The following is a 20,284-nucleotide window of genomic DNA, read 5'->3' as shown; positions in this document are numbered from 1 at the left end:
CAAGTGCTCTCCTGCCCATCAAAAAAAAGAACAACCCTGCACGTCGCAAGGGTTGCTCTGTCGTGCCGCTATCCAATTAAACGTTACATGTTCTGAAAAGGTTTCAAAACATGCGCTCCGGAAGTTACGCTTCGTTGTCTTGAACCTGCATGAGCGAAACATTGCGCTGCGGGGTAAAGGTCGAGATCGCATGCTTGTACACCATTTGCTGACGGCCTTCGCTGTCAATGACGATCGTGAAGTTGTCGAATGCTTTGATGACACCGCGAATCTGAAAACCGTTCGTCAAATAAACGGTTACCGGCACGCTGTCTTTGCGGAGTTGGTTCAGAAATGTATCCTGAATGTTGATTGATTTGTTCATTGCGCGTTACCCCCATCGTCAAAAGGTTGGTTAAAAGTATATTCAATATCGATCTTAAACTTTCCTGCTATTATACCATAAATTGCTTGCAAATTCTTGTGAAAATTTTCATCGGTGTCAATCCAATGGATATCGCTCATATGACGGAACCAGGACAACTGTCTTTTGGCAAACCGTCTTGTATCGCGCTTCAGCAGTTCCACGGCCTCTTCTAGCGTGAGATGACCTTCTAAATAAAGGACAATTTCCTTGTAGCCCAGCCCGTGCATCGACACTGCGTTGGCTGGAACGCCTTCAGCCAGCAGCCTCTTCACTTCATCCACAAGACCTTCATCCATCATCGCACCGACTCGCTCATTGATCCGTTCATACAGCTTCGCGCGGTCCATTGTGAGCCCAATAATACAGAGTTCGAACGGGGAAGTCTTTTTCTGTCCTTCCAGCTGCTGCGAAACCGTCGTACCTGTCAAATGATGCACTTCTAACGCGCGAATGACGCGGCGCTGGTCGTTTGGATGCAGCCGATCCGCCGCTTCCGGGTCGACGGCGCGAAGCCGTTCATGCAGCGCTTCTGCGCCATGCGCAACCGCGTAGAGACGCTGCTCTTCCCGATAGGCATCATCGGAGCCTACTTCGGCAAAATCATAGCCGTATGCGACGGATTCCACATAAAGGCCTGTACCGCCTACGATAAAAGGCAGTTTGCCGCGGCTCTCAATCTCCGGAATGAGCACGGCGCAGCGCTCTTGAAATTCCGCGACTGAGAAAGAATGGGTCGGCTCGCAAATATCGATCAAATGGTGCGGAATTCCTTCCCGCTCCTCCGGTTTGATTTTGGCGGTACCGATGTCCATTCCTTTATACACTTGAATGGAGTCGCCGGATATGATTTCGGCATTGAACGCTTTGGCGAGCTCCAGGCTTAATCTTGTTTTACCGACTGCTGTCGGGCCAATCAGCACAAGCAGCTTCGGCTTGTTGCTCTCTGTTTGGGTTGTCGCTGAGCTCATGTTGGCAGAATCACTCCGTAAGCTATTTTATTAATATGCCGTCGCTCGAAGCCCAGCCGCTCAAATTCATCGCTGCCTTGGTGCTCCTTGAGGACAACCATCTTGCGGGCTACACGGGTGGCCTGACGAACCGATTCTTCCTGAAGCGCATCGTTGTTGGCGAGTCCCCGCAAGGGCTGCAAAGCAGACGAATCATGCATCGGCTTGCGGAACATCGGATCGAAATAAACGATATCCACGCTCTTATCCGGCAAAGCGGCCAGGTAGTCGATGTGGTTCGTAAATTGCATCTCTATACGGCGCAGTGCCGCGTTTACGTCCGCATGCTCGGTCTCGTACGTCTTCAGCCCTTCGCGAACGACGGTGTACAGCATCCTTTCGCTTTCAAGCGCCGTTACGCGGCCTTCCTCGCCAACAGCGTAGGCAAACACCAATGCATCTGAGCCCAAACCTGCCGTACAATCGATAACATAATCACCCGGCTGACAACCGGTGAGCGAGATGAGCGGGTCGGCTTCGCCTTTGCGCATCCGTTTCACGCGAACATAAGCCATGCTGGGATGAAAATACAGCGGCTCCTCCGATTCCTCATAATAGCGTAGTCCTCGGTCGTCTGCAACAAGCAGGCGGTTGTCGTTGTATTTCGTTTTGAGCAGGCTGAGCGAGTCCTGTTTACGCGGAACGTAGCGCCCTCCAAGCTCTTCTGCCAGACTTGCGGCATAGGCTGTCTGCTCTGGTGTTGGCTTGTGAGGCGTAGTGACGATCATGACATCACCCGCTTAAACATCTTCTCCAGCTGATAGGTGGTCATATGGACGACAATCGGTCTGCCATGCGGACAGGTGTAAGGCTGGATGCAGGAAGCAAGTCTTCGCAGCAGTCCCTCGCCTTCTTCGCGCGTCAGCCTGTCATTCGCTTTGATCGACGCTTTGCAGGAGCACATGATCGCAGATTTCTCTCGCATCTTCCCAATATCAATCGCTCCCCGTTCGCCGATGAGCCACTCTGCCATCTCTTCGATGACATTGTGCTCCTCTCCTTCTGGCAGCCACTCCGGATAAGAGCGGACTAGGAACGTATGCGCCCCGAACGGTTCGAGCTCTACACCGGCCTCCTGCATGTAATGCAGCTTTCCTTTCAAGGCGGCAGCCTCCGATTGCGTAAACTCCATGGTCAGCGGCACGAGCAGCTGCTGGCTAGCCTGCTCCGGCCTGCTGAATTTCTCGAAGAAATATTCATAATTGATCCGTTCATGCGCGGCATGCTGGTCGATTAGGAAGAGTCCTTCTTCGTTTTGCGCGATAATGTACGTGCCGTGAAGCTGGCCAATCCAGTACAGCTCGGGAAACGATGGCGTTGCAGGATCACGCAATGGCTGAGATTCAGCTGCATAGCTAGACGACACAGCACGTGCGCCGGAGAAGTCGTTTGACGAGCTCGCAGAGCTGTTCACCTCGGAGTTAGACGTAAGCGTACGCTCAGCTGCGGTATCCTCAGGTGCAGTGATCTGCTCAGCTTGGCTTCCTGCGCTATTTGGCGCGTAGCTCAGCTCGGATTCCCGTGCAATCGCCCCCTGTGTACTTGGAGGCGCATAGAGTCGTTCGGTCGCATCCTTAGGGATGGCAGCTCGGTTGGCTCCTGCTTGCCAATCCGGGTTATAAAATTCGCGCCCCCCTTGCGTACGAGAGCTGGCATTGCTGCTGCTCCCGTTGGGCTGCGCCTTATCCGCCATAGCGGAATTCTCATACGACTGCCGCCCTTGCGGCGGTTGAGGCGCTGGAGCCGAAGCACCGCTTGGACTAGTACTTGCAATCGCTTCTTCAGCAATTTGCAGAGCCGCGGCGATTTCAGCTGCGGATACCGACTGCCCGCTTGATGGGGCTACCGGTGGAGCAGCTTTCGAGAACGTATCATCCGGTTGGTGGAAAGAGATACGGTCCTGAACGAATAGCGGCTTCGAACGGTCATTTGACGCAGCCGGGCCCGGGATATGCCTCTGCTTACCGAGCGCACGTTTGACGGCTTCCTCAATAAACTCGCGCAATTCGGCCTCTTTGCTGAAGCGCACTTCCATTTTGGAAGGATGGACGTTAACATCCAGCAAGCTTGGATGCATGCCAAGCTCAAGCACAACCAGCGGGAAACGGTTGATCGGAAGCAGCGTGTGAAAGGCTTGCATAATCGCTTGATTGATCACGAAGCTGCGGATGTACCTGCCATTTACGACAATGGTAATCCCGTTGCGGTTCGATCTCGTCTGCTCCGGCTTCGAAATATACCCTTGCAGCTCATAATCCGGATGTTCGCCGGAAACCGGCAGCATCGCCTTTGCCGTCGCCGTGCCGTAAATTGCCGCAAAAGCTTGCAATCGATCGCCGCTTCCGAGCGTGCGAAGCAGCAAACCGCCGTTATGCTTTAATGTGAAGGCAATACCGGGATGCGCGAGGGCAAGGCGATTCACATAATCCGCAATATGTCCGATCTCCGTTTGGATCGTCTTCATATACTTAAGCCTGGCAGGTGTATTATAAAACAGCTCGCGCACGCTAATATCCGTTCCTTGCGGCGCATTCGCTTCTTCATTGGCGGTAATCGTGCCGCCTTCGATGACAAGCCTGCGGCCAAGTCCTGATTTCTCCGGCGATGACACGCATTCAACGCGGGCTACAGCGGCGATACTCGGAAGTGCTTCGCCGCGGAAGCCGAGGCTTGCTATGCGGAACAAATCTTTGCTGGACGAAATTTTACTCGTTGCATGTCTGTAGAACGCCGTCTCTATATCATCGCCCTCAATGCCGGAACCGTTGTCTGTCACGCGTACAAGGGTTAGACCGCCCTCTTCAATTACGATATCGATGGCACTGCTGCCTGCGTCAACCGCATTCTCTACGAGTTCCTTCACAACGGACGATGGCCGCTCCACCACTTCGCCTGCGGCAATTTGGTTGGCTAATTGCTCGTCCAAAATACGGATTTTGCTCATCTCGACCATACACCTCCTGAGCTATCAATGCTCGTCGTTTAGCTTGAGCTTCATATCATTCAGCCATTGCATGGCTTGCATTGGCGTCAAATTAAATAGATCCAGCTTCCGAAGCTGCTCTGCCAGCTGCTCCGCGCGCGTATTACCTTTACGCGACTTTCCTGCGCTTGGAGCCGCTTCTTCAAATATGGAAAGTTGAACGACCCCCGATGCTGCTGCAGGCTCGGGTACATGAACAGGTTCAACGATATGTGGCGGCTCCACCGCTGTTGGAGCCATAGCTGTTGGTGCTGCATAAGCTGCGGCAGCCTCTGCGACATAAGGAAGCTTAATCGCGGCGGCAGCTGCTAAGTTTTCTTGATCCGTGTGCAGCTCAAGCAGCGAATACGCGCGCTCGATGATGCTGCCGGGCAATCCGGCCAGCTGCGCGCAATAGATCCCATAGCTGCTTCCGGCCGCTCCGGGGACTAGTTTACGCAAGAAAGTGACATTGTCGCCGGTTTCTTGAACGGCCATGCAGGCATTCGCCAAACGCGGAAGCGTATCGCCCAGATGAGCCAATTCATGAAAATGCGTTGAAACAAGCGCTTTACAGCCCACTTCATGATGAACAAACTCGATGACCGCCTGTGCGATCGCCATGCCTTCGCCCGTGGATGTTCCACGTCCCAGCTCATCGATAATCACCAGACTTTGAGCGGTCGCTTTCTCCGTCATGATCTGAATATCTTTCATTTCTACCATAAACGTACTCTGTCCGCCGATCAGATCATCCGCTGCGCCAATACGCGTGAAGATACGGTCAATCAGCGGGACTTCCGCGAATTTCGCCGGTACGAAGCAGCCGATTTGAGCCATGATGCTGACAAGGGCGACCTGGCGCATATAGGTGCTTTTCCCAGCCATATTCGGTCCGGTAATTAGCAGCATCGAAGCTTTGTCTGCGCCGTTCGCAAGCGATGTATCATTAGCAATGAACGCTGCGTCCATAACCGCCTCAACAACGGGATGACGACCTTCCTGTACGACAAAATCATACCCTTCCGTCACATTCGGCTTCACATAACGCTGCTCGCCGCTGACGGTTGCAAGGGATTGGAACACATCCAAGGCAGCGAGCACTTCGGCAAGCTTCTGAAGACGGTGCAGATGAGCGCTCAGGTGATCACGAAGCTCTACAAATTTGGCATACTCCAGGTCGACCATTTTGTCCTCTGCCTCGAGGATCAGCGTTTCTTTCTCCTTCAGCTCCGGGGTTACATAACGTTCTGCGTTCGTTAGCGTCTGTTTGCGTTCATAACGGCCTTCAGGAAGACTTCCAATGTTCGCTTTAGACACTTCCAAGTAATAGCCGAATACTTTGTTGTAGCCGATCTTCAGTGACTTAATTCCGGTTGCCTCGCGCTCTCTGCGTTCCAGCTCTGCAAGCCACTTCTTGCCGTTCACGCTCGCTTCGCGAAGCTCGTCCAGATAGCTGTCATAACCAGCCCGGATCAATCCGCCTTCACGTACGGAAACAGGCGGTTCTTCAACGATAACCGTCTCGATCATCCCAGCCAGATCAGCGCAGTGATCGACGTCCTTCACCAGCTTACGCAAGGTCTCGGAGTCTGAATCCGCACATAGAGCAGCAATGGCAGGCACGTGCTGAAGGGACGACTTCAATGCATTCAAATCACGACCATTCGCGCTTCCGTATGCAACTCGGCCAACCAGTCGCTCCAAGTCATAGATTTCATTCAATTCACGGCGCAGCTCATCACGCAATATAAAATTGCCATACAGCCTGTCCACCGCTTCAAGCCGCTCATCAATCGCCGACTTCGACAGGAGTGGTTTATCGATCCATCTTCTCAGCAGCCTTGCACCCATCGAGGTGCGAGTACGATCTAACAGCCACAGGAGTGAGCCTTTCTTGTTACGGTCGCGTACCGTTTCGACTAACTCCAAGTTTCGTCTTGTAAACGGATCAAGAATCATATATTGGTTCGGCTCGTAGACCGAAATACGTCTGACATGACCTAGCGAGCGCTTCTGCGTCTCATCCAGATAACCGGTCAGCAGGCTGACTGCGCGATGTCTGGCAGGTGCCAGAGCATCCAGCGTCAATTGGCTGAATTGCCGTGCCAGCCGCTCCGGATCCATCGGGGTTCGCTCCGTAAAGAGGACCGGACGGTTCCAAACCGCTGCTGCCGAGCGAAGCTGCTCCATCGCTCCCGCATCGCCGACAATCTCAGAAGGATGATAAACGTTCACTTCATCCGTCAAGGCTTCTTGTGCGGCGGAGAACGAGGTGACATAAAGCTCACCGGTCGTTAAATCACATGCGGCAACGCCGAACGCGCCGCCATGCTCTGCCACGGCCACAATGAAGTTGTTCGCTTTATCGGCGAGCGACTTCGATTCCATCACGGTACCCGGCGTTACGACGCGGATGATCTCGCGACGAACGACCCCTTTTGCAGCGGCCGGATCTTCTACCTGCTCGCAGATCGCAACTTTGAAACCTTTCTCAATTAAGCGAGCTATGTATCCCTCAGCGGAATGATAGGGAACGCCGCACATCGGAATTTTCTTGTCGCCCCCGCCCTCTCGGCCAGTCAATGTAATCTCCAGTTCCCTAGACGCGTTAATCGCATCGTCAAAAAACATTTCATAAAAATCGCCCAGACGGAAGAACAGAATCGCGTCCTTCGCGCCTTCCTTGATGCCCAAATATTGCTGAATCATCGGGGTATATGCAGTCATGCGGCCCCTCCTATATGAATTTACGTATATTTGCGTGCTATGAACAAACAGACCTTCATTATAACAGAAAAAGCGCTCCGGTTGGAGCGCCTTAGTCTGAACTACATATGTAAGTCACACTGACTTGCTTGTTGCTACTTGGGTTGCACAACCGACGGAGGAGCGAATTTCGCGGGTTTGCGTTGCTCCCAGAGTTTGTCGAGCTATCCCAACTCGCCGACCGGTGCCGCACTCATTAATGGTAGTTAAGAACTGAGAATGGCCAGACATCTTATGCGGAGTGGCTAGCTGCTTAATCGGCCAACCTGTTCGCTCTTCAATTGAATCTCACCATTTGAGGTCTAAGAACGGTACCACATACCTTTCTTTGACCTCATTTCACCATTTGCCGCCTATGAGCGGAACTACGTACCCTATTGTTGACGCACAATCCATCACAGCATTCATGAACGCATGAACGGTATCCGTTACCTCTCAAACCGCCAAACGTTACTTCAAAGTCCGCTCTTCAACTAACTATTTCCGTACTTACTTCATGCGACGCTTGCCCACCAATGTGCCACTTTGAAAACTGCTCTCTTCGTGCAGTCTTCTACTGAACTGGTTACCATGTAGACCTCTAGATGTGCTTCTTTCACCAAAATCACCGCTTTAGCCTCCATGTAGATCCCTGGACGCGCTTCTTGCACGAAATTCGCTGCATTTCCTTCTATGTAGACCTCTAGAGGTACTTCTTGTAATTTGTACTATTCTAGCTCTTTTCAGCGTCCTCCCACCAAGGAGTTGCTCTAGAGGCTACTCTTAATCTAAATCCACCTTTTTTTCGTCAATGTGTTGCCCTGGGAGCTACTCTTTCTCTAAACTAACCCTTTCTCAACCAATGTGTTGCCCTGGAGGCTACACATCCGTCGCTGGCATGCTCATCTTGGGATTGTGTTGCTCCCAAAGCTACACATCCGTCCACTGCCACGCTTTCACGAAAATGTTTTGCTCCGAAAGCTACACATCCGCCGCTGCTGCTCTTTTGCGAAAATGTGTTGCTTGCTCCTGCCTAACCGCGATAACAATCGTACATTTGTTGTCGCGATTAATCTCTAACGAACCCACAGGGTCTTATTTATGCGAAAAAAGATGAATTTTTTTTCTAACGAACCGTGGAGGAGCTATTGAGGGTAAATAGAGCGGAAAAAGGCTACCTGATCCCAAATAAGACCTGTATGGTTCGTTAGATTTTCAACCCGCCTGTTTTCGCCCAAATAAGGCCCGTACGGTTCGTTACAGTCCGAGTGACACCCTACTCAAGCGACCTAACCGAACGATTCGCCTGCGTAACTGGCCGTCTATCCTCGCCACTCCCGAGTGGAATCCGCCACTTCGTACGCAGATCCGCTTCCGTGTCCCACGTCTTCCCATCGCGAATCGCAATGAGCAGCGGTTCAATCCATTGCTCCAGCTCCCGATAGGAACTCGTCGAGGCCATCGACGAGGCCAGCAGCTCCAAACAGCCGCGCAGCTCGGCGCTGTCGCCTGCGTAATAGGCGGCGACATACCGCTCCTCTTCCGCGGGACAATAGCTCAGGGTGTTTGTTTCACGCGCGCAAAGCAGCGCCAAGGCAAAAGCAGCCTTCGCAGCCAGCGGCGAAACGAGCCAGCTCGGCAGCGTCCGATACTCGAAGCCGCCATGCGGCTGAAGCCGGAAATCGCCAAGAAAGCCATATTTCGGACGGCGCGACTTTTCCCCAGCCGACTCGATCATGGCAAGCGGGAACGCTACATAGCTGTCCAGCAGGCGTATCAGCCTCCCCGTCATATAGACGCCACTGAGGTGGATGTGGCCGCCTAGCGCAAACCCTGCGGCAGGCATCCCCCCTGCCGCCCAGCGCAGCACCGGCTCGCTCGGGATCCTTTGCGAAGCTTGCTGCAGCAACATGCGGATGTTCCGCGCAAGCTCATCCGGCATTGCCGCCGGAGCAGGCCGGAGCTCGGCGATTGGATACCGTATCTGCCCTCGCACCACAACGGCATCGCAGCCGGCGCCATGCCCGCCCTCCAAGTAGCGGGCAGCAGACACCACCTTGCCTTCACCGTCAAGAAGCAGAAATTCAGGATCAGCCCCAATCAGAATGGACGATAAAGTAGTTGCTTCTGCCTCGCCCTCGCCCTCGCCCTCGCCCTCGCCCTCACTCTCACCCGCTTCTGCTCTTTCTCCCCCATCGACTCTCGCTCCCGCCCCCAACTCCCGCTCTAACCGCAGCACCGCTTCCTTCCAATGCCCTTGCCGATAGTCAGCCAGGGACGGAAGCGTGATACGCGCGACAAAGCACCGCCCCTGCTCCCCCTCAGCAAGCTCGACGATGCCATTATCTAATCCGCAAGCATAGAGTGCCCGAGCCGCTAAACGGACGAAAGGTTTGTAACGCGCGTCCTCGGGCAGAACTTCCTTATTCACTTCGCCCAGCAGCACATCAGCTTGGCCGCTAAGCCGCTTTCGTTTCCTCTCCACAGCGATTGGCAGCAGCTGAAACAACGAGACTTCGTAGCTCGCGATTCGATTCTCTCCCTGTTCATCTCGCCATATCGCCGCGCCAGCACGAACGATCCGCCTGCGCACCTCCTCCTCGTCCCAAACGGAGAAAGCCGAAGCGCCGGCATTGATGACAAGCGGCTGCTTGGCCAATTCGCGCCACCCGGAAGCCAAGCCTAGCCCATTACGCCCCACAAGGACGGCATCCTCGGCGTCGGGGCTGCCATCCCAACCTGCCCCTTCCGTGCTACCGCCGAAAGGGACGACTTCTGCTCCACTGCTCAACCAGACCCTGCCAGCCATCGCCGCCCACTCCGATCGCACTCTTTTGCAACGAACAAACGTACTCCGCTATTTTTCGAAAAAAAAGAGGGCTCTCGCCCTCGAATCTTTCCCCGCTCTCGCATACGATACACTAACCTAACTGTAACCCGCGAAAATTACAGTTCGTCGTCGAGCAGCTCCGGATCCAAATCTTCAAAGTCACCATCATCACCGTAATCGTAATCTTTGCCGTCATCCGAACCACCCGGCAAAGTAGCTACCCACACCTTCGTTTCAGCAACCAGAACGACCGCAAACTCGCGCTCCACGCGAATGACGACGCTGTTGCCGCTGGACGAAATGTTAGCTTCAATGCAATTAGGCTCTTGCGTTGACTCCGCAGATACTTCCTCGGTCGAAGCCCGGTGCTTCGGATCGAGATAGGAGAGCGGCACATGTTCGACGTAGGATAATGTTTCTTTCGCTACGTCAGTCTGCGAGTTTTTGTTGTAAGAATACCAGATGTTGACATCGTAAGTACCGATAACTTCGATCCCGTCTCCGGAACGGACCGCCTCATATTGGTGATTAATAATCCAAGCGCCCAAGATGCTAGTTGGGTGATGAGGCGGCGTAACGTTATGAGTTACTGTGGAAAACTTACGACCTTTGCCGCAGACAGCTTTGGTAATAATTTCTCTAGCCTTAAGCTGTTTATCTGCATAAGCCATCGATCTAACCTCCTCCATACAATCATTCAATTAAAGTGTATGCAGGACATTCGTCTAGGGTGACTATTTCTTTTTGACATGTACAAATTTTATAGGCTAATTCATATTATTAGCAGAATTCCATTAAACGTTTGCTTCGCGCGCGGCAGCCTTCAGGCTGTTTTTCTGTTTTTTGAGCCGTTTTGCGATCGAGAGATAGCGCTGGAGCTCATGCACCACGTGCAGCAGCGCCGCACGCATTTCGAATTCATCACGGGTTACGGGAAGCGGCATGGAAGGGAAGCGGGATTCCAGCTGCAATCTCATCTCATCCACTTTTCCCTCGTACACCTCGGATTTCACATCGTCGGCCAAATGCTCGAACAGCTCTGCGACAAGCTCGCCCTGCGGCAACGATTCATAGACTAGCGCCAATTGCGTTAACATCAAACTGATGGAGTCCAGCTGCTGCTGACGCATGTCAAAATAATTCGGCCAATAGCGGCTGTACGCACTGCCTTGCCCCCATACCCGATTCTCGCGGGCGATCTCCGAACGCCGGATGCCTTCCTCAATCGCCTGCCCCGCTTCGAGCAGCTCTTCTCCATTCCATACAAGCGACGGCGAGCGCAGCGTTGCAGCCATCGTTTGAAAGATCCGGCCGAACTTCTCCTCCGTCACATGTCGGAGTTCAACTAGCTTATGCTCTTCCTTCGGCATATAGAGCAAATTAATGACGGTTGCCCAGCCCAAGCCGGTCAGCAGCAGCATGATTTCGTTGCCGATCAACGCAGTTGTAACTTCTTCCTTCGCATAAATATGAAAGACGATTACCGCGCTCGTGACGATACCGTCCTTAAGATGAAACCGTGATAATATCGGAAAAGCAAACAGGACGAAGAGCGAGATCGTCCAGAGATGGAAACCGAGCAGCATAAATAATAATGAAGCAAAGAATAAACCGAGCACAGAGGCCATGAATCGGTCGAAGGCACTTCGCAACCCTTTCATGCGGGTGACTTCGACGCCGAGAATGGCGAGCAAGCCCGCAGACAGCGGCGGGTCCAGACCGAGATAATGTGCCGTATAAAGCGCGGCAAGCGCCGCTATAGCGGTTTTGATAACGCGGATTCCCATAATTGCTCCTTAGTAAGATAGCCGATAACTGACATTCTACGCCCACGCAGCTCCCAGCACGGACGAGATGAGAAGTGGCGGACGAGAGAGTCCCAGCTTATTTTAGCACTATCGTACCCCTCTCCTAAGAGGCGAGTCAACTATAAGACTTGAACACAACGACGGCATTATGTCCGCCAAAACCAAATGAATTACTCACGCCAATTTGCAGGTCAGCCTGCCTTGCACGATTCGGTACATAATCCAGATCGCAATCCGGATCTTGATTCTCCTGATTGATCGTCGGCGGGATGATGCCTTCCTGCAGGCTCTTCATCAACGCAATCGCTTGCGCGCCGCCCGCAGCGCCCAGCATATGACCTGTCATGGATTTGATCGCGGAAATCGGAATGTGGCCGGCTTGCTCTCCGAATACCCGTTTAATCGCAATCGTCTCCGATAAATCACCAATGTGCGTGCTTGTTGCATGGGCAAAGATGACATCCACCTGATTAGGATCGACGTCGGCCTCACGGAGCGCTGCCTTCATAGCCAGATAAGGTCCATATCCTTCCGGATGAGTCGCTACCATATGATACGCATCTGAGCTTGCACCATAACCGACAACCTCTGCATGAATGCGCGCATTTCTCCGTTTCGCATGGGCTTCCGATTCCAAAATCACAATCCCCGCACCTTCTGCCATCACGAAGCCGTCACGCCCCTGATCAAACGGCCTGCTTGCTTTGTGCGGCTCCTCATTGCGCGTCGACAAGGAAGTCGCGTTGCCGAAACTAGCTAAAGAGATTTCCGTTATAGCCGCTTCTGCACCGCCTGCAATCACAATATCAGCGGCTCCGCTTCTGATAAGTCTGAAGGCTTCACCAATGGCAGTATTACCAATGGAACATGCGGTTACCGGAGCGAGCGTCGGACCATGTGTACCATAACGGATGCTGATCATCGCCGCAGCCATGTTCGATATCATCATCGGCACCAGCGTTGGGCTAACGCGTTCCGGGCCGCGTTCTTGCAGAATCGCATCCTGCTGAAGAAGGGTTTCGATGCCGCCGATGCCCGAGCCCACGTAGACGCCGATGCGTTCCGCATCCACTTCTTCCTTCTGAAGTCCGGCATCCGCCCAAGCCTGGTCTGCGGCTGCCAGCGCGAACTGACAGAATCGATCCATGCGTCTGGCTTCTTTGCGGCCAAACAGCTCATCCGCATCGAAATCTACCACGGTACCGGCAATCTTCGCTTTATGGCGCGTAACGTCAAACCGATCTATCGGCCTAATGCCGGACTGTCCGCTCTTCAATGCCTCCCAATAGGTATCCACATCAGACCCTAAAGGCGAAATAATCCCCATTCCGGTTACAACTACTCTTTCCATCGTTTTCGTACCTCCTTGGAATCTTCTCTCTTGTGATGCTATGGTGTCATATTCGTTATCCTATTACAAGTTGTCGTTTATCCTAGTATAATTAACACCATACTAGAAGCATCCTTGAAGACGGAGTGATGGACATTGAACAATCGATCCCGGCTCCAGGCGCTATCGACGTTCCTCAAAGCAAAGCGAACATCGCTCTCTCCTGAAGCAGTCGGTTTACCAGCCGGCGGACGCAGAAGGACACCGGGCTTGCGAAGAGAAGAAGTCGCGCAGCTGGCAGGTGTTAGCCATACCTGGTACACCTGGCTTGAACAAGGACGAGATATTAAAGCGTCTATGTCTGTGCTAGACGCGATCTCGACGGCACTGCGACTAACTTCCGATGAACGAAAATATCTATACGCCTTAGCACTCGAAAGCGGCGCAGGTCCAAGCGGCATATTGGAAGAAACAGCGCAAATCAGCCCTTCACTGCGCCGCATCCTGCAGGAGCTTCGCAGCTGTCCTACTATAATATCGGATCGGCATTGTCAGATCGTCGGATGGAATGAGGCGGCCTCGCATGTCTTTATGAATTTCGAGCAGCTTCCTACCTCTGAGCGCAATATGATCGCGCTTTTGTTTGAACGTCAGGAATTTAGAAGGCTGGCTGGGAATTGGGAGCATTTCGTCAGCGGTTTTCTTGCTATTTTCCGTGCTTATTACGGACAGTATGTGGACGATGAATGGTATGAGCATTTTCTCAGCCGAATGAAACAGACCCAATCTGACTTTGCCGCACTTTGGGAGAAGAGCCAGGTAAGTGCCGCTCCGGAAGTACTAATCGAATTCCGGCATGCCAAGGCAGGCAAGATGCACTTCCAGCTTACGTCCCTGCAGGTACATGGCGAAACCGACCTGCGCTGCAGCATCTATACGCCGGCACCGGATTCCATGACCGAGAGGAAGTTAGAGCAACTGATGGCCAAGGAATCTGCCGAGTAGCACCCGCTCCAGTATAGAAAGAGGCCGCTGCCGGCGATTTCTCGCAAGCAGCGGCCTCTCTTCTACGCCGATTGTTACAGCTTATAAATTGCAGCGTATTTCTTCTCCAGGTATCGAACCAAGTAATCCGGATCAAGCGGCTTACCCGTAATGTCGTTGATCAGCTCGGACGGCGTTCTCAGCTTACCGTACTGATATACTTTATCTGTCAGCCAGTCTTTAATCGGATGCAGATTGCCTTTCTCGACATTTACCCAGAAGTTCGGCATTTCGCGCTCAAGTGTATCTGTGATTTGGGCAGCATACATATTGCCAAGGGAATAGGATGGGAAATAACCGAATGCCCCTCCGGACCAGTGCACATCCTGAAGAACTCCTTCTGCATCCGTTGGCGGTTCAATGCCCAGATATTCTTTATATTTCTCATTCCATAGCTTTGGAAGCTCCGATGCTTTCACGCCTTCATTAAAGATCAGCTTCTCCATCTCATACCGGATGATAATATGCAGGTTGTACGTCAGCTCGTCTGCTTCAATCCGAATGAGAGACGGCTGCACGACATTCGTTGCGCGATAGAAATCTTCCATCGGGACTTCAAGCTGGTTCGGGAAATGCTCCTGCAAATCACCGTAGTAACGGCTCCAGAAGTTTAAGCTGCGGCCGATCACATTTTCCCAGAAGCGGGATTGCGATTCGTGGATACCCATCGACGTCCCCGTACAAAGCGTAGTACCGATAAGGTCTTGGCGAATATTTTGTTCATACAGCGCATGTCCGCCTTCATGGATCGTCCCAAACAACGCGCTGGTCACGTCATCGTTAAGGTAACGCGTCGTAATCCGCACATCACCAGGGTTAAGACCGGTTGCAAACGGATGCGCGCTTTCGTCGAGTCTGCCGCCGTTAAAGTCGAAGCCCATTTGATCCAAAATAAATGTGCTGAATTTCTTCTGCGCATCCTTCGCGTACGTCTGCTTCAAGAACCCCGTTTCCGGCTGATGCGGCGAAGCGGCGATTGCAGCAGATAACGGTACGAGCTTCTCACGGAGTCCCCCGAACACGCGGTCCAGCTCTTCCGTCGTCATTCCCGGCTCATACATATCCAGAAGCGTGTCGTAGCGTGTACCTTTGACGCCCCATAGGTCGATGAATTGATTCGTGTATGTAATGATCTTATCCAGATAGGGTTCAAACGACGCGTAGTCGTTGTTCGCTTTGGCCTCTTCCCAGAAAGTTTCCGCCTGCGAGGTAAGCACCACGTAATCCTGATACATCTTAGGCGGAATTTTCACGCTGCGGTCATATTCTTTACGGGTCTCAGTCACCAGACGCTTATGAACCTCATTCAGACCTTCATATGCGCTTGGCTCTTCCAGTGCTGTCAGCCATTCGCCAAGCTCCGGAGCAGTTGCCAGCTTGAACATTTGACCGGACAAATTACCGATCGATTGCGATCGAACATCCATACCTTTGCGCGGAGCGCCGGTACGTAAATCCCACGAGAGCAATGCGAGTGACTCCTCGTAACTTTTGATAAGTCCGATCCGTTCTACAAACAATTCCAATACTGCTGTGCTATTTGTCATCAAACTGTCATCACCTTTCCATAACGTTTACCCGCTACTACTTGATCATACTTTTTGCAAACCGTATAATCAACCTAATCCTGGCTTTGTACGCAACCTCTATGAAAGGAGTTTTGACATGCAATTTTCATTTACATCATCAGCTATCGAGCAATTGTCTCCTTATATGCAAGGCGGCGGTAAGCATCTTAAGCTACTGTACGACACGGAAGGCTGCGGCTGCGTTGTCAGCGGCGTCCCGACCTTGCAGCTTCTCGATCAAGCACATCCGGACGATCGATTAGGCAGCGGAACTCCCTATTCCGTATGGTACGAACCCCGCTATGAGGTGTTCTTCGAACCCAACCTCAAAATTGATTATAATGAAGCACGCCATTCGTTCAGCTTAAAGAGCGACAGCCAGATTTATACCGCCAACTTGCGGTTCATGAAAGTGTAAAATGATTTACAAATAGAGAAAGCATTTTTCTTATCTTGGGTAGGAGGGAAACCAATGAGTAATATTAATGACATTCTAGCCTTTAATGAGCAATTTGTTGCCAATCGCGAGTACGAGAAATATTTGACGGATAAATTCCCGCACAAGAAGATGGTCATCGTAACGTGTATGGACACTAGGCTTACCGAGATGCTGCCGAAGGCGCTAAATTTGCGTAATGGCGATGCGAAGATTATTAAGAACGCCGGTGCCATCGTGACGCAGCCATTCGGCAACATTATGCGGAGTATTCTCGTTGCCGTATATGAGCTGGGAGCTGACGAGGTCGTTGTAATCGGACATCACGAATGCGGGATGACGGGTCTCAACCCCGAACTGGTGATTTCACATATGCTTGATGCCGGTGTAACCGACGAAACCATTCGCACGCTTCGCAATTCGGGTATGCACCTGGAACGCTGGCTGACCGGCTTCGATAACGTACAGGAGAGCGTTGAGCGCAGCGTTGGTATTATTAAGAATCATCCATTGCTGCCTGCTCACACACCGGTGCATGGCTTGATTATCCATCCGGAGACAGGCAAGCTGGATCTGATTGTCAACGGCTACGAGCCTGCTGCCGAATAATTAATCGATATCAAAAAAAAGCTTAGCCGCCAAGACTGCCGCAATATGCGCAGCGCTTGATGGCTAAGCTTTTTTCTATTGGTATTCTACCGTTTCTTCTCCTTCGCTGCAGCTGCGCGTGCGGCAATTACGTCACTACGATCACGCAGCGTGTGGCGGTTAATAAGCGCTTCATCCATACGGCTTGACGCTCCCCACACATACCCTTCCCGCTCCGCCGCCCTCACACATCGTGCGTGCAATTCCGGATCAACAAACGGCAAATTCATATCTACGAACGGCTCGGAACCTTCGATGGCTTGGATTCTTTCAACAATCATCGCAATCAGCTGCTCGCCGTTCAGACCAACTTCATGCAGCTGTTGCGCGTTAAGTCGCTGCTCGGCTTGACGCAGGATTTTCAGCGCACCTCGATTATTCTGCCTTCTGTGATGATAGGATCCGACCGCAATCTGAATGAGCGCAACCCATGTCGAGCCTAACTGGTCGCCGGTATGCTCCTTCCAATATTCCTCGAGCAATTCATGGCATTCAAAATAATCCCGTGTTGCATGAAACTCGTATAGAAACGACTCATATGCCGCCGGATATTGCTTCGATTGCAAGTATATCCCCCATTTCCGTAAAATCATTCGTAAAAAGAGAATGAAAACTGAAACCTTTGATTATATTAGACGTAATTGTACTGAATGGCAATATAAGCTGTTTAGCAGCAAATCAGGAGGAGACACACAGATGAAAAAGGGTTTATTATTGCTGATGGCTTTCACGCTATTTTTCGCGTTCAGCGCAGGGTCAGCTGATGCGAAGCCACGGGGCAAGTTTTCTTCACCGAAGAAGAGTTACACGTCAACCCCTTCTAAACCTGCTGACAATGTTACTAAAAGTACTGGCGGGACAAGCGGGACGACGAAATCAGGGGCAGCATCCACTACAGGTAAACGCGGTTTCTTCAGCGGCGGCAGCTTTATGAAGGGACTTATGATTGGCGGGCTTGCAGGTTTGTTGTTCGGCGGTATGTTCGGCAATCTTGGTTTCCTCGGAGACATGTTCGGATTAATCATTAATGTGATAGCTATCTATATTATCATTGTCGCGATACGGGGTATATTCCATTACTTCAAGAATCGCAACAAACCCTCCCATCCCGATCAGCGGAGACCTTACTAAGCGATGAGAATCTATACGGATGAGATTATTAACGCTGTTTGCCTCCATATGGCAGAACGTAGAGGCGTCTCTCCGACGGATGTTGAAGTACAGCTGTCATGGGATGAAGAATACGGTTATACTGCGGAGGTTTGGATTCAGGGACGCAGTCAATATTTGGTGGAAGCGAACTTGCTGGAAGCCATTGAGCAATATTTGTTTAAGCAGTATCAGCTTCGTAAATTCCGATCGCAGATTACATTGGATGCGGATGAAGAGTTTTGGGCGGATATTGAGGATTAACCGAAACGGGATTGGCGCGGAAGCGCCGAATCCCGTTTTTTGTTTGTAAATATCGGAAAATGTCATTTTCTTCGCAACCTCCTCCCCTATTCTACGTCTAATAGAGTAGATTCAGAGAGGAGTGTTCGATAAGCAGATGGTTATTCGTAACAAATGGACGTTTATTATCGCCGCTGTTCTGGCTATTCAAGCTATTTTGTCGACGATATCAACGACCAATAGTGATGCTGCCGGTGCATCCGCAGACAACACGACTAAATTTCGTGTCTACCACAACGATGCTGCCATGAAGGAATTTGCTGCCGAGAGCAGCGCTGTTGCTTACGCTAAGCAATTTACGTACACACACGTGGAAAAAATCGCGAATCGGGAATGGGTTTGGGACAACCTTCCGAGGTATAAGGTTTACGAGAACGGCGTTACTTCGAGCGGTCGGGAATTCCGTACACTGGCTGAAGCGCAGCGTTTTGCCAGCAAAGCTCGTTTTGCACAAATCCGCGACTTAGAGAAGCCCGGATTCATTCAAAGCACTTATCCAAACTACCAAATGTATCAAGGCGATAAAACGCTGGCGAACTGGTCGTTCGTGACCCTAGCCGATGCGAAGAAAGCAGCAAAACCTTACGGCAACATCCATATTATCGAGCTGGCAACCAATCAGTGGGTATGGGATAACCTTACTGAAGCACAGAAAGCCGCTCAGCGCAAAGCGCCGCTAACCTACAGCATTGTAACTGACAGCGTTCAAGATAGCGCACCAGCTTACAGCTTCTTGTTAGATGCGATCCGTGCTTCTTTCAAAGTATCACGGAGCAGTGTTGTAAATACAACTACAGGTCAAATCGTACATAGCAATATCCCAACTTTTACAGTCGTCCAATCCGGCCCGGTTCTGGCCTCCTACTATAGCATTCAAAGTGCGATTCAGTATGCCAAATCGTTGTCCGGCGCGTCTGTAGTGAAGAACGGACTCACATGGTGGACGAATGTTCCTTATCTGGCGGTTTATCAAGGCGACCAGAAGCTGCGCGCTTTCCACACGCGCAAAGGTGCAATCGATTTTGCCAATTCGTATGCAGGTTCAACGGTAATGACAACAGACCTCCGACCAATCTGGAACAATAAGAAAGCGCTCCAGCTTGTCGGGTGGAACGGAACGTCCCGTACAGCAACCGTACTGGATCAAGTCAGCAAAACACAAGGACTTGATGTAGATTCTCCATCATGGTTTGAGCTTGCGAGTGCAGATGGCACCTTTACGGACACTTCGGATCCGGCATTGGTTCAAACGATAAAGGCTTCCGGAATCAAGCTGACTCCACTCGTAAGCAATCAGTTTGACGCGGCACTGACAAGTGCATTTCTACGGAATGCATCTGCAACCAATACATTCATCACCACCCTCGTTAGTAAGCTAGCAGCACTCGGTGCCGATGGTGTTAATATCGATTTTGAAGGCATGGCTGGTAAAGATCGTGACTTATACACCGAATTCGTTCGTACGCTTACAAACGCAGCGCACAAAGCCGGTTTATCGGTTTCCATCGATTTGCCAAGAGGCGACGTAAGCTGGGATGCCAAAACCGCCTACGATCACCGTGCTCTCGCCGAAATTGTAGATATGATTATGATTATGGCTTATGATCAGCACTGGAAAGGCAGCGATGAAGCTGGATCCGTTGCTGAATTGACTTGGGTTGAGGATGGCGTAAAGCAGTTTCTTGCCTATGGCGTTCCACGCAGCAAGCTGATGCTCGGCATCCCGTTCTACGTGCGGGAATGGCGTATTGATGCAACAGGTAAACTGGTGGACAACAAAGCCATCTATATGAGTGACCTGCCCCGTATCATCGCTGAACAAGGCGCTACTCGCACGTTTGATGCGGCAGCCGGTCAATGGAAATACCAATATATGGGTGAAGATGGATATACTCATGTATTCTGGGCAGAAACAGCCGACACCGTGAAGGCACGCGTCAACATTGCGAAGAAATACGATTTGGCCGGCGTTGCCGCATGGCGTCTCGGCTACGAGCAAGCAGATTTGTGGACCATGCTCCTCCAACTCAAGTAGAAGCGTCTGG

17 protein-coding genes are annotated in these 20,284 nt (G+C 51.7%); 6 read left to right on the top strand and 11 right to left on the bottom strand.

Annotated elements, in window-relative coordinates; all coding sequences use genetic code 11:
• Positions 1-124: 124 nt before the first annotated feature.
• The 9 genes from hfq to fabF all read right to left on the bottom strand — a co-directional run bounded on the left by hfq (position 125) and on the right by fabF (position 13,112).
• Positions 125-364 carry an RNA chaperone Hfq gene (gene hfq / locus AC6ESO_RS02935; protein ID WP_090635997.1) on the bottom strand — a complete coding sequence of 80 codons (240 nt, stop codon included), beginning with the start codon at positions 362-364 and terminating at the stop codon, positions 125-127.
• Positions 361-1,374, bottom strand: coding sequence for a tRNA (adenosine(37)-N6)-dimethylallyltransferase MiaA (miaA, locus tag AC6ESO_RS02930; protein ID WP_497090070.1), 1,014 nt, complete (start codon positions 1,372-1,374; stop codon positions 361-363). Before miaA ends, hfq begins: the two co-directional genes overlap by 4 nt.
• Complete coding sequence (locus AC6ESO_RS02925; RefSeq protein ID WP_494817280.1) at positions 1,371-2,141, bottom strand: class I SAM-dependent methyltransferase; 771 nt, start codon at positions 2,139-2,141, stop codon at positions 1,371-1,373. Before AC6ESO_RS02925 ends, miaA begins: the two co-directional genes overlap by 4 nt.
• A complete protein-coding gene (gene mutL, locus AC6ESO_RS02920; RefSeq protein WP_497090069.1) occupies positions 2,138-4,357 on the bottom strand; it encodes a DNA mismatch repair endonuclease MutL in 2,220 nt (739 codons plus the stop codon). Before mutL ends, AC6ESO_RS02925 begins: the two co-directional genes overlap by 4 nt.
• Positions 4,358-4,381: 24 nt before the next feature.
• Positions 4,382-7,105, bottom strand: coding sequence for a DNA mismatch repair protein MutS (mutS, locus tag AC6ESO_RS02915; RefSeq protein ID WP_497090068.1), 2,724 nt, complete (start codon positions 7,103-7,105; stop codon positions 4,382-4,384).
• A gap of 1,294 nt (positions 7,106-8,399) precedes the next feature.
• Complete coding sequence (locus AC6ESO_RS02910; protein ID WP_497090067.1) at positions 8,400-9,932, bottom strand: putative amidoligase domain-containing protein; 1,533 nt, start codon at positions 9,930-9,932, stop codon at positions 8,400-8,402.
• Between the two features lie 137 nt (positions 9,933-10,069).
• Positions 10,070-10,624, bottom strand: a complete 555-nt coding sequence (locus AC6ESO_RS02905) for an outer spore coat protein CotE (protein ID WP_090978422.1) — start codon at positions 10,622-10,624, stop codon at positions 10,070-10,072.
• Positions 10,625-10,747: 123 nt separating this feature from the next.
• Entirely contained in the window at positions 10,748-11,740 is a 993-nt protein-coding gene (locus AC6ESO_RS02900) for an aromatic acid exporter family protein (protein WP_497090066.1), read from the bottom strand.
• 136 nt (positions 11,741-11,876) lie between these two features.
• Complete coding sequence (gene fabF / locus AC6ESO_RS02895; protein ID WP_497090065.1) at positions 11,877-13,112, bottom strand: beta-ketoacyl-ACP synthase II; 1,236 nt, start codon at positions 13,110-13,112, stop codon at positions 11,877-11,879.
• A gap of 135 nt (positions 13,113-13,247) precedes the next feature.
• Here fabF and AC6ESO_RS02890 point away from each other — a divergent pair, with 135 nt between their 5' ends.
• Positions 13,248-14,096, top strand: coding sequence for a helix-turn-helix transcriptional regulator (locus AC6ESO_RS02890; protein WP_497090064.1), 849 nt, complete (start codon positions 13,248-13,250; stop codon positions 14,094-14,096).
• Between the two features lie 74 nt (positions 14,097-14,170).
• On the opposite strand, the gene AC6ESO_RS02885 is transcribed toward AC6ESO_RS02890, so the two are convergent.
• The gene (locus AC6ESO_RS02885) at positions 14,171-15,682 is read right to left on the bottom strand and encodes a carboxypeptidase M32 (RefSeq protein WP_497090063.1); all 1,512 of its coding nucleotides are present in this window, start codon (positions 15,680-15,682) and stop codon (positions 14,171-14,173) included.
• A gap of 118 nt (positions 15,683-15,800) precedes the next feature.
• On the opposite strand from AC6ESO_RS02885, the gene AC6ESO_RS02880 reads away from it, so the two are divergent.
• Positions 15,801-16,121 carry an iron-sulfur cluster biosynthesis family protein gene (locus tag AC6ESO_RS02880; protein WP_494817272.1) on the top strand — a complete coding sequence of 107 codons (321 nt, stop codon included), beginning with the start codon at positions 15,801-15,803 and terminating at the stop codon, positions 16,119-16,121.
• A 54-nt stretch (positions 16,122-16,175) separates the two neighbouring features.
• The gene (locus AC6ESO_RS02875) at positions 16,176-16,748 is read left to right on the top strand and encodes a carbonic anhydrase (protein WP_494817271.1); all 573 of its coding nucleotides are present in this window, start codon (positions 16,176-16,178) and stop codon (positions 16,746-16,748) included.
• Positions 16,749-16,834: 86 nt separating this feature from the next.
• Here the strand turns inward: AC6ESO_RS02875 and AC6ESO_RS02870 are convergent, their stop codons facing one another.
• Positions 16,835-17,353: a DUF309 domain-containing protein gene (locus AC6ESO_RS02870; RefSeq protein ID WP_497090062.1), complete on the bottom strand. Its 519-nt coding sequence runs from the start codon at positions 17,351-17,353 to the stop codon at positions 16,835-16,837.
• A 130-nt stretch (positions 17,354-17,483) separates the two neighbouring features.
• On the opposite strand from AC6ESO_RS02870, the gene AC6ESO_RS02865 reads away from it, so the two are divergent.
• The 3 genes from AC6ESO_RS02865 (at position 17,484) to AC6ESO_RS02855 (ending at position 20,274) form a co-directional block, all read left to right on the top strand.
• Positions 17,484-17,918 (top strand): hypothetical protein, encoded by a 435-nt coding sequence (locus tag AC6ESO_RS02865; RefSeq protein ID WP_494817269.1) that lies wholly within the window; start codon positions 17,484-17,486, stop codon positions 17,916-17,918.
• Positions 17,919-17,921: 3 nt separating this feature from the next.
• Entirely contained in the window at positions 17,922-18,200 is a 279-nt protein-coding gene (locus AC6ESO_RS02860; RefSeq protein WP_497090061.1) for a YxcD family protein, read from the top strand.
• A gap of 136 nt (positions 18,201-18,336) precedes the next feature.
• Entirely contained in the window at positions 18,337-20,274 is a 1,938-nt protein-coding gene (locus AC6ESO_RS02855) for a glycosyl hydrolase family 18 protein (protein WP_497090060.1), read from the top strand.
• Positions 20,275-20,284: the final 10 nt, after the last annotated feature.

The sequence above is a fragment of the Paenibacillus rhizoryzae genome, assembly GCF_059686995.1.
This window is presented reverse-complemented; position numbering and strand designations above follow the sequence as displayed.